Below are 13,023 nucleotides of genomic sequence, written 5' to 3' on the forward strand. Positions count from 1 at the left end.
GACGCATGTCGCGATGTTGCTTAAGGAAGGAGCACGACATGAACCAGGAATTCCACCATCAGCTCTATGGCCAGTTCGCCCGCGTCGGCAAGGCCGTGAGCAACGGACACCGCATCGCGCTACTGGACCTGCTGGCCCAGGGCGAACGTTCCGTGGAGGCGCTGGCGCAGCTGGCCGGCCTCTCCCTGGCCAACACCTCGCAGCACCTGCAGCTGCTGCGCGGGGCGGGGCTGGTGAAGGCCCGCAAGCAGGGACAGCACGTCTTCTACCGGCTGACGGACGACCTGCGCATCGGCCAGCTGCTGGAGACGGTGCAGCTCCTGGCACAGGACGCCCTCGCCGAAGTGGGGCCGCTGATGACACGTCATCTCGGCGCCGATCTGCGGCAGGGCGCCATCTCCGCCACCGACCTGCACGCCCGGCTGGACGAGGTCACGCTGCTCGACCTGCGCCCGGCCGAGGAGTTTGCCCGCGGACACGTGCCGACGGCACGAAACCTCCCCCTGCGGGAGCTCGACCGTCAGCTGCACGAGATCCCGCGCGCGCGGCCCGTGGTGGTCTACTGCCGAGGCGCGCTGTCGCCGCCTGCCTTCCAGGCGGCACAGCACCTCGAGAGCAAGGGTTTCAGGGTCCAGCGGCTGGCCCGGGGCTTCCCCGAGTGGCGGCTGGCAGGGTTGCCGATCGAGGTGGAGGACGCCATGGGCGCTGTCCTCGCCTGACGGCCTGATTCGCTCGGTTTACGGAGTCACACGTGGCACAACACCCAGGCTATTTCCCCATGAGCCGTCCGCGCCGCATGCGGCGCGACACCTTCTCCCGTCGCCTGATGCGCGAGACGCAGCTGACCTGCGACGACCTCATCTACCCCGTCTTCGTCCTCGAAGGCGATAACCGGCGCGAGGCGGTCGCCTCCATGCCGGGGGTGGAGCGCCTGTCCATCGACCTGCTGCTGGCCGAGGCCGAGACCCTGCTCGAGCTTGGCATCCCGGCCGTGGCCCTGTTCCCGGTCACGCCCAAGGAGAAGAAATCCGAGGATGCCGCCGAGGCCTATAACCCGGAGGGCCTGGCCCAGCGCGCCGTGCACGCCCTCAAGACACGCTTCCCCGAACTCGGTGTGATCACCGACGTCGCCCTGGACCCCTTCACCCTCCACGGCCAGGACGGGCTGATCGACGACACCGGCTACGTCCTCAACGACGAGACCGTCGAGGTGCTGGTCCAGCAGGCCCTGTCCCATGCCGAGGCCGGCGCCGACATCGTCGCCCCCTCCGACATGATGGACGGGCGGATCGGCGAGATCCGCATCGCCCTGGAAGAGGCCGGGCACATCAATACCCGCATCCTCGCCTACGCCGCCAAGTACGCCTCGAGCTTCTACGGCCCCTTCCGCGATGCCGTCGGCTCGGCCGGCAACCTCGGCGCCGGCAACAAGTACAGCTACCAGATGGACCCCGCCAACAGCGACGAGGCCCTGCACGAGGTGGCGCTGGATCTCGAGGAAGGCGCCGACATGGTGATGGTCAAGCCCGGCATGCCCTACCTCGACATCGTGCGCCGCATCAAGGACGAATTCCGCGTGCCGACCTTCGTCTACCAGGTGAGCGGCGAGTACGCGATGCTCAAGGCCGCCGCGCAGAACGGCTGGCTGGACGAACGCGCCTGCGTGCTGGAGGCGCTCACCGCCATGAAACGCGCCGGCGGCGATGCCATCCTGACCTACTACGCCAGGGACGCCGCCCGCTGGCTGCGCGAGGGGCGCTAGACCATGACCGACCGCTACGCCGTGGTCGGCAACCCGATCGCCCACAGCAAGTCGCCACGCATCCACGCCCTGTTCGCCGAGCAGACCGGCGAGGATCTCTGCTACGAGGCACTGCTCGCCCCGCTGGATGACTTCGCGGGCACGGTACGCGCCTTTCGCGAGGCCGGCGGGCGCGGGCTCAACGTCACCGTGCCCTTCAAGCAGGAGGCCTGGCTGATGGCCACGGTGCGCGGCGAGGCCGCCGAGCGTGCCGGGGCCGTGAATACCCTGAGCTTTCTCGACAACGGCCTCATACGCGGCGACAACACCGATGGCATCGGCCTGCTGCGCGATCTGACCGCCAATCACGACGTGCCCCTCGCCGCCCGGCGGGTGCTGGTGCTGGGTGCGGGTGGCGCGGTGCGCGGCATCCTGCAGCCCCTGCTGGCCACCGGCCCCGAGACCGTGTTCATCGCCAACCGTACGGCAGAAAAGGCGGTGCAGCTCGCCCGCGATTTCGCCGACCTGGGCAGCATCGACGGCGGCGGCCTCGATGCGCTCGCATCCCAGTCGCCCTTCGACGTGATCATCAACGGCACCGCCGCCGGGCTGCAGGGTGAACTGCCGCCCCTGCCCGAGGGGGTTCTCGTCCCTGGCGGCTGCGGCTACGACATGGTCTACGGCGACCGCCCCACCGCTTTCGTCGAATGGGCGCGGGCACAGGGGGCCGCGCTCGCCCTGGACGGACTCGGCATGCTGGTGGAACAGGCGGCCGAGTCCTTCTACCTCTGGCGCGGCCTGCGACCGGAGACCGCGCCGGTGATCGCCGCGCTCAGGCAGGGTTAAGCTTCGTCATGTGATAACACCGGCAGGCAGGACGCGCAGGAGGCGCTATGCTTGCCACCGAATCCATCGCCGTCATTACTGGAGAGATCAAACATGTCGCTCAAGCTACGCGGAGCCACCCTCGGCCTGCTGGCCGCCAGCCTGGTGGTCACCGGCTGCACCACCCTCGACCCCTACACGCGCGAGGAAAAGACCAGCAGCGCCACCAAGGGCGCGATCATCGGCGCGCTGGCCGGCGCCGTCATCGGCAACATCAGCGCCCGCGACCAGGACCGCCGTGACCGCAACAAGCGCACGCTGATCGCCGCCGGCGTGGGCGCACTGGCCGGCGGTGCGGTCGGCAGTTACATGGATCGACAGGAATACGAACTGCTGCAGCAGATGGAAGGCACCGGCGTGAGCGTGATCCGCGACGGCGACAACATCATCCTCAACATGCCGAGCAACGTGACCTTCGACGTCGACCGCTCGGAGGTGAAGCCCGAGTTCTACGAGACCCTGCGCTCCGTGGCCCTGATCCTGAAGAAATACGACAAGACCCTGATCGAGATCGCCGGCCACACCGACAGCACCGGCAGCGAGGCCTACAACCAGGCGCTGTCCGAACGCCGTGCCCTGAGCGTGGCCCGCTACCTTGAGAGCCAGGCCATTGCCCCGGCCCGCCTGGACCCGATCGGCTTCGGCGAACTGCGCCCGCTCACCAGCAACGCCAGCGAGGAGGGCCGCGCGCTGAACCGCCGCGTGGAGCTCACCCTGATCCCGCTCACGCAGTAAGCACCCGGGCCGTCACGCGGGCGGCGTCAGCCCCCCGCGTGACGGTTCTTCAGCCGGACGTAATGTTCGGCGGAATAGCGCAGATAGCCCTTTTCGGCGTCGGTGAGCGCGCGCACCCGCCGCACCGGGTTGCCCAGCCAGAGATAGCCGCCCTCGAGCTCCCGCCTCGGCGGCACCAGCGAACCCGCGCCGACCAGGGTCTCGTCCGGCACCACCGCTCCGTCGAGCACGATGGCCCCCATACCGATCAGGCAGCGGTTGCCGATACGGCAGGCATGCAGCGTGACCCGGTGCCCCACCGTCACCTCGTCGCCGATCTCCAGCGGATGGCCGCCGGGGGCCGCCTCGCTGTCGTGGGTGACGTGCAGTACCGAACCGTCCTGGATGTTGGTGCACGCACCGATGCGGATGAAGTTGACGTCGCCCCGCACCACGCTCATCGGCCACACCGAACTGTCCGCCCCCAGGGTCACGTCTCCCACCACCAGCGCCGTCTCGTCCACCCAGGCGCCGGCCTCGAGGATGGGCTCGAAGGCCTCGAAGCGACGGATCATCCCACCTCCCTCATCATCGCATGGTCACCAGTTCCTCGGCGCTGGTCGGATGGATCGCGACCGTGTCGTCGAGGTCCTGCTTGGTCGCCCCCATGCGGATGGCCACGGCAAACCCCTGCAGCATCTCGTCGGCACCCGGGCCGATGATGTGGCAGCCCACCACCTTCTCGCGCGCCCCCACGGTGACGAGCTTCATCGCCGTCTTCACCTTGCGCTCGGTCAGTGCGTGATACATGGAGGTGAAGCGCGTCTGGTAGACCTTCACCCCCTCGCCGTGCAGTTCGCGCGCCTCGTCCTCGGTGAGGCCCACGGTGCCGATGGGCGGATGCGAGAAGACCACGGTGGGAATGTTCTCGTAGTCCAACCGCCGCTCCGGCTTGCCGCCGAACAGGCGGTCGGCCAGACGGCGGCCGGCCGCGATGGCCACCGGCGTCAGCGGGGCACGGCCGGTGATGTCGCCCAGGGCGTAGATGCCCGCGACGTTGGTGTTCTGGTAGCCGTCCACCGGGATGAAGCCGTGCCCGTCGCGGATCACGCCGGCATGTTCCAGGCCGATGTCGTCGGTGTTGGGGTCGCGACCGATGGCCCAGATCACGCAGTCGAAGCCCTCGGTGTGCATGCCCTGGTCGCAGACCAGGGTGAGCGTGCCATCCTCGGCGCGCACGACCCGCTCGACCTGGGTGCGGGGGAAGATGTTGATGCCGTCCTCCAGCATCTGCTCCATCAGCGACTCGCGCAGCATGGCGTCGAAACTGCGCAGGAAGTGCTCGCGGCGCAGGTACATCGACACCTGCGCACCCAGCCCGTGCAGCATGCCGGCCAGCTCGACGGCGATGTAGCCGGCACCCACCACGGCCACGTTGCGCGGCTGCTCGGTGAGTTCGAAGAAGCCGTCGGAGGTGATACCAAGCTCCGCCCCCTCGATCTCCGGCACGGTCGGCCGGCCGCCGGTGGCGATGGCGATGTGATCGGCGGTGTAGCGCCTGCCGTCGATCTCCAGGGTATGGGCGTCGACGAAGCGGGCGTGCCCCACCAGCTCGTCGATCCCCGAGTCCTCCAGGTAGGTGTGATACCAGCCGTTGATGCCGCCGATATAGGCCTCGCGCCTGAGCGCCAGCTCGTTCCAGGCAAACCCCTTCGTCTCGACGTCGAAGCCGTAGTCGCGCGCCTCGTGCAGGGCATGGGCAAGGCTCGCGCCATACCACATCACCTTCTTCGGTACGCAGCCGACATTCACGCAGGTGCCGCCGAGCCGGCCGCGTTCGACCACGGCGCAGCGCCTGCCGTAGGCGGCCGCACGCTCGGCCACGGAGAGGCCGCCGCTGCCGCCGCCGATGGCGATGAGATCGTAGTGGGTGTTGGTCATCGGGTCTCGTCTGTCTCGTTGAGGGATAGGCTTTGATACACTTTAGCAGCATTGATCACGGCTTCACGACACCATGACCCAACCGACCACCACCCTCAGTCCCGGCCAGCGCCTCGGCGCCTACGCACGCCTGGTGCGCATCGACCGCCCGATCGGCATCTTCCTGCTGCTGTGGCCCACGCTCTGGTCGCTGTGGCTGGCGGCCGGCGGCCTGCCGGACCCGTGGGTGCTCTTCGTCTTCGTGGCCGGCGTGGTGCTGATGCGTTCCTCGGGCTGCGCGATCAACGACTATGCCGACCGCGATATCGACCCGCACGTGACCCGCACCCGCCAGCGGCCGCTGGCGGCCGGGGAGATCACGGCACAGGAGGCACTGGCGGTCTTCACCCTGCTGTCGGTCGCCGCCTTCGCCCTGGTGCTCACCCTCAACCGCCTCACCATCCTGCTCTCGTTCGCCGGCGTGGCCCTGGCGGCGAGCTATCCCTTCATGAAGCGCTTCCACCACCTGCCGCAGGTCCACCTGGGCGTGGCCTTCGGCTGGGCCATCCCCATGGCCTGGACGGCCCAGACCGGCACCCTGCCGCCCGCACCGGTCTGGCTCCTGTTCGTCGCCAACATCCTCTGGACCACGGCCTACGACACCATGTACGCCATGTCGGACCGCGACGACGACCTCAAGATCGGGGTCAAGTCCGCCGCCATCCTGTTCGGCCGCCACGACCGCCTCGTCATCGGCCTGCTGCAGCTCGGCGTGCTGGCCCTGCTCGTCGGCGTGGGGCTGCTGAGCGGGCTCGGCCTGCCCTATTACCTCGGCCTAGCCGCCGCCGCGGTCCTGGCCGGCTACGAGCAGTGGCTGATCCGCCACCGCGAGCCCGCCGTCTGCTTCCGCGCATTTTTGCACAACAACTGGTTTGGCCTCGCCGTGTTCCTCGGGCTGGCGGCCGATCTCGCCCTGCGCTGAGGCCCTCAGGCCCGGGCCAGGGCCCAGACCTGCACCTGCTCCGCCCCCGCGCCTCGCAGCACCCGGGCCAGCGCCTCCACGGTGGCGCCGGTGGTCACCACGTCATCGACGATGGCCACCCGCGCCGGCACGGGGCCGCTCACGGCGAAGGCCTGGCGCAGGTTGCTGCGTCGGGCCTTCGCCGTCAGGGTGGACTGGGCGGGGGTGTCCTGCTGGCGCCGGATGCCCGCCGTGAGCAGGGGCAGATCCAGCGCGCCGGCCAGCGGCCGGGCGAGCTCCACGGCCTGGTTGAAGCCGCGCCGGGCCAGGCGCGCGGGATGCAGGGGTACCGGCACCAGCGCCTCGGGCAGGGGCAGCCCGGCATCTGCCACGGCCGCCGTCACGGCATCGGTCAACAGTCCGGCAAGCACCCGCCCCGGCGCCAGGCGGCCATGGAACTTGAAATCCGTGATCAGGGCGCCGACCGGGCTCTCGTAGGCCAGCGGGGCAAAGAGGCGATCGAAGGCGGGCGGGCGCGCCAGGCAGGCCCCGCAACGCAGGGCCTCGTGACCCTCCAGGGCCTGGCCGCATTGCCCGCAGACCGGCCCGCGCCGCCAGGGCAGGGCGTCGCAGCAGGGGTCGCAGAGATCCCCTGCCACCGCGGAAGCCGGCAGGGCCTGCTCACAGACCACGCACACCGGCGGATACAACGCCCACAGAACAGAATTTAACCACTTGTAAACCATCCGCATCCCTGCTCGGTTGACAGCCCATCCCAAGTGGATAGACTGCAGTCTCTCCCGCCCACAGCCTCCGGTGGACCCAGCATCATGACCGATACCAGCACCCAGGACGCGCGCACCCTCAGCGCGAAATCCTGCCGCGGCGCGGCCAAGCTCTTCAACTACGGCAACATCGTCGCGCTCACCATGGCCGGCACGCCGCTGGTCTTCGGACTGGGCGCCACCGGGTACGGCACCATCTTCGCCACCGTGCTGGCCATCGTGCCCATCGTGCTGTGGTTCGGCGGCTCGATGCTGCTCTACGCCCTCAACCGGCATCACCCGAACCCGCGCGTCGGCCATTATACCCAGTGGGCGGCCTACCGCTTCTACGCCCTGGTGGGCGCCCTGATCGTGGTGGGCACCTTCTTCCCGCCCGAGATCATCTACTTCCTGGTCTACTGGGCGATCAGCGCCAGCATCATCATTCCCTGGTCCATCTGGGACATCATCCGCATCAATCGCGAGACCTGGGAAGACACCCTCATTCCGGAGAACCCCCATGGCTGAACTGCGACACGACTGGACGACGGACGAGATCGAGGCGCTGTTCGCCCTGCCGTTCAACGACCTCATCTTCCGTGCCCAGGGCATCCACCGCGCGCACTTCGACCCCAACGCGGTGCAGGTGAGCACGCTGCTCTCGATCAAGACCGGCGCCTGCCCGGAAGACTGCGCCTACTGCCCGCAGAGCGCCAAGTACGAGACCGAGCTGGAAAAGGAACGCCTGCTGCCGCTGGACGAGGTCATGGCGGCGGCCCGGCGCGCGAAAGACAACGGCGCCAGCCGCTTCTGCATGGGCGCCGCCTGGCGCAACCCCACCGACAGGAATCTGGAGAAGGTCGTGGCCATGATCGAGGGCGTGAAGTCGCTGGGGATGGAGACCTGCGTGACGCTCGGCATGCTCGAAGACCGCCAGGCGAAGCGCCTGAAGGACGCGGGGCTCGACTACTACAACCACAACCTCGACACCTCGCCCGAGTTCTACGGCAACATCATCACCACCCGCGACTACCAGGACCGCCTGGATACCCTGGAGCACGTGCGCGACGCCGGCATCCACGTCTGCTCAGGCGGCATCCTCGGCATGGGCGAATCGGTGCGTGACCGCGCCTCCATGCTGCGCCAGCTGGCCAACCTGCCCCAGCACCCGGAGTCGGTGCCGATCAACAACCTGGTGCAGGTCGCGGGCACGCCGCTGGCCGGCACCGACAAGCTCGACCCCTTCGACTTCGTGCGCACCATCGCCGTGGCTCGCATCCTCATGCCCACCTCCTTCGTGCGCCTGTCCGCGGGCCGCACGGAGATGAACGACGAGATGCAGGCCCTGTGCTTCTTCGCCGGCGCCAACTCGATCTTCTACGGCGAAAAGCTGCTCACCACGGACAACCCGGAGGCCGAGCACGACCGCCGGCTGTTCGAGCGCCTCGGCCTGCACTGGCTGGACCCGCAGACCTGTCACCAGCACGCAGACAAGGGCGACACCCCCGCAAAGGCCGCCGCCCACTGAGCGAAGGGGCGCCGATGAGCGGGTTTCCGGATCACTTCTCGGCGGTGGCTGCCGATTACGCGAGCCACCGCCCCACCTACCCCGCCGCCCTGTTCGACTGGCTGGCCGATCAGGCCCCTGCCCGCTGCCTCGCCTGGGACTGCGCCACCGGCAGCGGCCAAGCCGCCCGTGATCTCGCCGTGCGCTTCGACCGCGTCATCGCCACCGATGCGGCGGCGGCGCAGATCGAGGCGGCACCGGCGCATCCGGGCGTGGAGTTTCGCGTCGCCCCCGCCGAGGCCAGCGGCCTGGCCCCCGCCAGCGTGGACCTCATCACCGTCGCCCAGGCCCTGCACTGGTTCCGGCTCGACGCCTTCTATGCCGAGGCCCGTCGCGTGCTGGCACCGGACGGGGTGATCGCCGCCTGGAGCTACAGCCGCCTGCTCACGGACGACCCCGTCATCGACGCGCGGCTATGGCACTTCTACAGCGAGGTGGTCGGCCCCTGGTGGCCCTTCGAACGCCGCCACGTCGAGACCGGCTACCGCGACCTGTCGTTTCCCTTCGAACCGATCGAGGCACCCCACTTCGCCATGCAGGCCGAGTGGGGACTCGCAGCGCTCGGCGGCTACCTGCGCACCTGGTCGGCCACCAGGCGTTATGTCGAGGCGCGCGGCCACGACCCGGTCGCGTCGCTGCTCGATGAACTGGCACCGATCTGGACCACGAGCCGCAGGGTGCGCTGGCCCCTCACCCTGCGCACGGGCCGCCTGCCATGAAGGACCTGCGTGCCGAACTCGCCGCCCGCCGCGAGGCGGGCCTCTATCGCCGCCGCCGCACGGTCGACAGCCCGCAGACGCCGCGCATGGTGATCGACGGGCGCGAGGTGCTGAGTTTCTGCTCCAACGACTACCTGGGCCTGGCCAATCACCCGGAGATCATTGCCGCCTTCAAGCGGGGCGCCGACACCTACGGCGTGGGCAGTGGCGCCGCCCATCTCGTCAACGGCCATACACGCGCCCATCACGCCCTGGAAGAGGAACTCGCCGCCTTTACCGGCCGCGAACGCGCCCTGCTCTTCTCCACCGGCTACATGGCCAACCTCGGCGTGGCCGCCGCCCTGGTCGGGCGCGGCGACGCCGTGTTCGAGGACCGCCTCAACCACGCCTCGCTGCTCGATGCCGGCCTGCTCAGCGGCGCGCGCCTCATGCGTTATCCGCACAACGACGCCGCCGCCCTGGCCGGCAGGCTCGGCGCGCGCGAGGCCGGCGAGAAGCTCGTACTCACCGACGGCGTGTTCAGCATGGACGGCGACCTCGCGCCCGTCACCGAGCTGGCACAGGCCTGCCGCCGCCACGACGCCTGGTTCATGGTCGACGACGCCCACGGCCTCGGCGTGCTCGGCGAGCACGGCCGCGGCACCCTGGAGGCCGCCGGTCTCGGACCGGACGAGGTACCCATCCTCATGGGCACCCTGGGCAAGGGCCTGGGCACCGCCGGCGCCTTCGTCGCCGGCAGCGAGGACCTCATCGAATACCTCATCCAGACCGCGCGCACCTACATCTACACCACCGCCCAGCCCCCGGCCGTGGCCGAGGCCACGCGCGCGGCGCTGAAGCTCGTGGATGCCGAGCCCTGGCGGCGCGAGAAGCTGCAGGATCTCGTCGCCCGCTTCCGCGCAGGCGCGGCCCAGCTCGGCCTCACGCTCATGGATTCCCCCACCCCGATCCAGCCCCTCCTCGTCGGCGACAACCAGACCGCACTGGCCATGAGCGAGGCCCTCTGGGAACAGGGCATCCTCGTCACCGCCATCCGCCCGCCCACGGTGCCGGCGGGGACGGCGCGGTTGCGGGTGACGTTGTCGGCGGCGCATGACGAGAGGGATGTCGATCAGCTACTGACCGCACTGGATTCCATCAGCTGCGATACCAACAACGTTTAGTTGCAACAGAGATCGCCCAGTCAGCACGACGGTCTATCGAAGCGGTTAGTGGGCCCCGTTATCTCGCCGAGCATCGCAGCGGAAGACGGACAGGCCCGAAGGGTTGCGCGCAGGACGCGCGCAATTCCGCAGTCGGGCCAGGGACGGCCCGTCTGCGGAACCCCGTCTGGAGCGAGAAGCGCAGGATTAATCGGCTGGACTGCCGATTAACACAGCCGAAGGCTGCCGCGAAGCGGCGAGGCACACGGACGTGCCGAGTGAAACCCGAAGGGCGAGATAGTGGGGCGCCCTTTCTTTTGCGTCGCTTTTCTTTGGGCGAGCAAAGAAAAGCGACTCGTCCGCGCGCGGCACAGATGGAAAAGAACTCAAAAGGTAAACGCGGACGAAACCACCCCGGGCCCACACATCGAGCACCTACAACAACCCCCGCTCCGCAAACGACACCACCTCCTCCCCCACCACGAAGTGATCCAGCACGCGGATGTCGACGAGGCCGAGGGCGTCCCGCAAGCGCTCGGTGATGCGCCGGTCGGCCTGTGACGGTTCGGCCACGCCGGAGGGGTGGTTGTGGGCGAAGATGAGGGCGGCGGCCCGGTGCTCGAGGGCGCGGGTCACCACCTCCCGCGGATGCACGCTGGCCCCGTCGATGGTGCCACGGAACAGCTCCTCGAAGGCCAGCACGCGGTGCTGGTTGTCGAGGAAGAGACAGGCGAAGACCTCGTAGGGATAGTCGCGCATGCGCGCGGAGAGGTAACGGCGCGTGTCCTCCGGTCCGCCCAGGGCCTCGCCGCGCCGCAGCTGCTCGAAGAGGTGGCGGCGCGCCATCTCCAGCACCGCCCGCAGCTGCACGTACTTGGCCCGCCCCAGCCCCCGGGCGGCGCAGAAGGCCCGCTCGTCGGCATTGAGCAGGGGGCGCAGGCCGCCGAAGGTCTCGATGAGGTCGCGGGCGAGATCCACGGCCGTCTTCCCCCGCACCCCGGTGCGCAGGAAGATGGCCAGCAGCTCGGCATCGGAAAGGGCCTCGGCCCCGCGGTGAATGAGTTTTTCGCGCGGCCGCTCGTCGACCGGCCAGTCGGTGATGGGCATTCCTTTGTCTCCCGCATCCGCGTCCCTGGGAAAGACCGAGGATAGGGGATTTGTCCGTCGTTCGACAATCTCTGGCGCCACAGCGGAAAATCGAATCCCCCAAACCTCTGTGGCTAGACCACCTCTACAACCACCCGCTGACCACGGACGACGGGCGTCGATTCACCGCCCCGATGGCACGGCGGACACCACCCTCTGGTAAACTCCGCAATATGAAGCGCCTCACCAACAAACACATCCTGCTCGGCGTCACCGGTGGCATCGCCGCTTACAAGGCCGCCGAGCTCACCCGCCGCCTGCGCCAGGCGGGGGCGGAGGTGCGCGTGGCGATGACCGCGGCGGCGCAGGGCTTCGTCACGCCGCTGACCTTCCAGGCCCTGTCCGGACACCCGGTGCATACCGACCTGATGGACCCCGAGGCCGAGGCGGCCATGGGGCATATCGAACTGGCGCGCTGGGCCGATGCCGTCCTGATCGCGCCCTGCACCGCCGATTTCATGGCCAGGCTCGTCCAGGGCGAGGCCGACGACCTCCTCGCCACCCTGTGCCTGGCCACCCGCGCGCCGCTGGCACTGGCCCCGGCCATGAATCCGCAGATGTGGGCCCACCCGGCCACCCAGGCCAACCGCGAGGCGCTCGCCACCCGTGGCGTGACACTGCTCGGGCCGGCCGCGGGCGAGATGGCCTGCGGCGAGACCGGCGAGGGGCGCATGCTGGAGCCGGAGGCCCTCCTCGCGGGCCTCGCGGGGCTGTTCGAGACCGGCCGGCTCGCCGGGCGCCGGGTGGTGGTGACGGCGGGGCCCACCCGCGAGCCCATCGATCCCGTGCGTTACATCAGCAACCGCAGCTCCGGGCGCATGGGCTTTGCCGTGGCCGAGGCGGCTGCCGAGGCCGGGGCCGAGGTGGTGCTGGTCGCCGGCCCCGTGGCACTGGAAACCCCGGCACGGGTCGAGCGCATCGACGTGGAGACGGCGGCGCAGATGCAGGCCGCCGTGATGGCCGCCATTCCGGGAGCCGACGTGTTCATCGGCGCGGCGGCCGTGGCCGATTACCGCGTGGATGCGGTCGCCGGGCAGAAGATCAAGAAGACCGGCGAGCACCTCGCCCTCGAGCTCGTGCGCAACCCCGACATCCTGGCCGGCGTCGCGGCCCTGGCGTCGCGCCCCTTCGTGGTGGGCTTTGCCGCCGAGACCGAGCAGCTGCTCGCCCACGCGCGCGACAAGCTCGTGCGCAAGGGCCTCGACCTGATCGCCGCCAATGCCGTCGGGGAGGGGCTCGGCTTCGACACCGAGGACAATGCCCTCGAACTCCTCTGGGCCGACGGCCAGCACTCGCTGCCCCGGGCGAGCAAGACGCAGCTTGCACGCGAGCTGGTGGCCGTGATCGCCGATCGCCTGGACGCGACACCGGGCAGGGTCGTCCCGCTGCGCCATGTCTCGCCCTGAGCGGACTGGATTTTCACCCTTGCCGGGGCAACAATGGCCACCCCGCCCATCCCACGAA

General features: G+C 69.3%; 14 protein-coding genes. 10 read left to right on the forward strand and 4 right to left on the reverse strand.

Annotated elements, in window-relative coordinates; genetic code table 11:
- Positions 1-38 precede the first annotated feature (38 nt).
- The 4 genes from HUJ28_03915 (at position 39) to HUJ28_03930 (ending at position 3,361) form a co-directional block, all read left to right on the forward strand.
- Positions 39-719 carry a metalloregulator ArsR/SmtB family transcription factor gene (locus HUJ28_03915; GenBank protein ID MBD3618595.1) on the forward strand — a complete coding sequence of 227 codons (681 nt, stop codon included), beginning with the start codon at positions 39-41 and terminating at the stop codon, positions 717-719.
- Positions 720-751: 32 nt separating this feature from the next.
- A complete protein-coding gene (hemB, locus tag HUJ28_03920; GenBank protein MBD3618596.1) occupies positions 752-1,762 on the forward strand; it encodes a porphobilinogen synthase in 1,011 nt (336 codons plus the stop codon).
- 3 nt (positions 1,763-1,765) lie between these two features.
- The gene (aroE, locus tag HUJ28_03925; protein ID MBD3618597.1) at positions 1,766-2,587 is read left to right on the forward strand and encodes a shikimate dehydrogenase; all 822 of its coding nucleotides are present in this window, start codon (positions 1,766-1,768) and stop codon (positions 2,585-2,587) included.
- Between the two features lie 93 nt (positions 2,588-2,680).
- Positions 2,681-3,361, forward strand: a complete 681-nt coding sequence (locus HUJ28_03930; GenBank protein MBD3618598.1) for an OmpA family protein — start codon at positions 2,681-2,683, stop codon at positions 3,359-3,361.
- 26 nt (positions 3,362-3,387) lie between these two features.
- On the opposite strand, the gene HUJ28_03935 is transcribed toward HUJ28_03930, so the two are convergent.
- Both HUJ28_03935 and gorA read right to left on the reverse strand, forming a co-directional pair.
- Positions 3,388-3,915 carry a gamma carbonic anhydrase family protein gene (locus tag HUJ28_03935; GenBank protein MBD3618599.1) on the reverse strand — a complete coding sequence of 176 codons (528 nt, stop codon included), beginning with the start codon at positions 3,913-3,915 and terminating at the stop codon, positions 3,388-3,390.
- A 13-nt stretch (positions 3,916-3,928) separates the two neighbouring features.
- A complete protein-coding gene (gorA, locus tag HUJ28_03940; GenBank protein ID MBD3618600.1) occupies positions 3,929-5,281 on the reverse strand; it encodes a glutathione-disulfide reductase in 1,353 nt (450 codons plus the stop codon).
- Between the two features lie 73 nt (positions 5,282-5,354).
- On the opposite strand from gorA, the gene ubiA reads away from it, so the two are divergent.
- On the forward strand, positions 5,355-6,242 hold the full coding sequence (ubiA, locus tag HUJ28_03945) for a 4-hydroxybenzoate octaprenyltransferase (protein MBD3618601.1): 888 nt from the start codon (positions 5,355-5,357) through the stop codon (positions 6,240-6,242).
- 5 nt (positions 6,243-6,247) lie between these two features.
- Here ubiA and HUJ28_03950 read toward each other — a convergent pair whose 3' ends face one another.
- Positions 6,248-6,973 (reverse strand): ComF family protein, encoded by a 726-nt coding sequence (locus HUJ28_03950; GenBank protein MBD3618602.1) that lies wholly within the window; start codon positions 6,971-6,973, stop codon positions 6,248-6,250.
- 78 nt (positions 6,974-7,051) lie between these two features.
- Between HUJ28_03950 and HUJ28_03955 the strand changes: the two genes are divergently transcribed.
- Genes HUJ28_03955 through bioF form a run of 4 tightly spaced genes read left to right on the forward strand, consistent with a single transcriptional unit; the run spans position 7,052 to position 10,434 of the window.
- Positions 7,052-7,513, forward strand: coding sequence for a hypothetical protein (locus tag HUJ28_03955; protein ID MBD3618603.1), 462 nt, complete (start codon positions 7,052-7,054; stop codon positions 7,511-7,513).
- Positions 7,506-8,513, forward strand: coding sequence for a biotin synthase BioB (bioB, locus tag HUJ28_03960; protein ID MBD3618604.1), 1,008 nt, complete (start codon positions 7,506-7,508; stop codon positions 8,511-8,513). The genes HUJ28_03955 and bioB overlap by 8 nt, the downstream gene beginning before the upstream one ends.
- 14 nt (positions 8,514-8,527) lie before the next feature.
- Entirely contained in the window at positions 8,528-9,271 is a 744-nt protein-coding gene (locus tag HUJ28_03965; GenBank protein MBD3618605.1) for a class I SAM-dependent methyltransferase, read from the forward strand.
- The gene (bioF, locus tag HUJ28_03970) at positions 9,268-10,434 is read left to right on the forward strand and encodes an 8-amino-7-oxononanoate synthase (GenBank protein MBD3618606.1); all 1,167 of its coding nucleotides are present in this window, start codon (positions 9,268-9,270) and stop codon (positions 10,432-10,434) included. The genes HUJ28_03965 and bioF overlap by 4 nt, the downstream gene beginning before the upstream one ends.
- A gap of 414 nt (positions 10,435-10,848) precedes the next feature.
- Here bioF and radC read toward each other — a convergent pair whose 3' ends face one another.
- Positions 10,849-11,520: a DNA repair protein RadC gene (gene radC / locus HUJ28_03975; protein ID MBD3618607.1), complete on the reverse strand. Its 672-nt coding sequence runs from the start codon at positions 11,518-11,520 to the stop codon at positions 10,849-10,851.
- A 212-nt stretch (positions 11,521-11,732) separates the two neighbouring features.
- Between radC and coaBC the strand changes: the two genes are divergently transcribed.
- Positions 11,733-12,965, forward strand: a complete 1,233-nt coding sequence (gene coaBC / locus HUJ28_03980; protein MBD3618608.1) for a bifunctional phosphopantothenoylcysteine decarboxylase/phosphopantothenate--cysteine ligase CoaBC — start codon at positions 11,733-11,735, stop codon at positions 12,963-12,965.
- Positions 12,966-13,023 lie beyond the last annotated feature (58 nt).

Source organism: Chromatiales bacterium, assembly GCA_014762505.1.
Taxonomy (GTDB): domain Bacteria; phylum Pseudomonadota; class Gammaproteobacteria; order SpSt-1174; family SpSt-1174; genus SpSt-1174.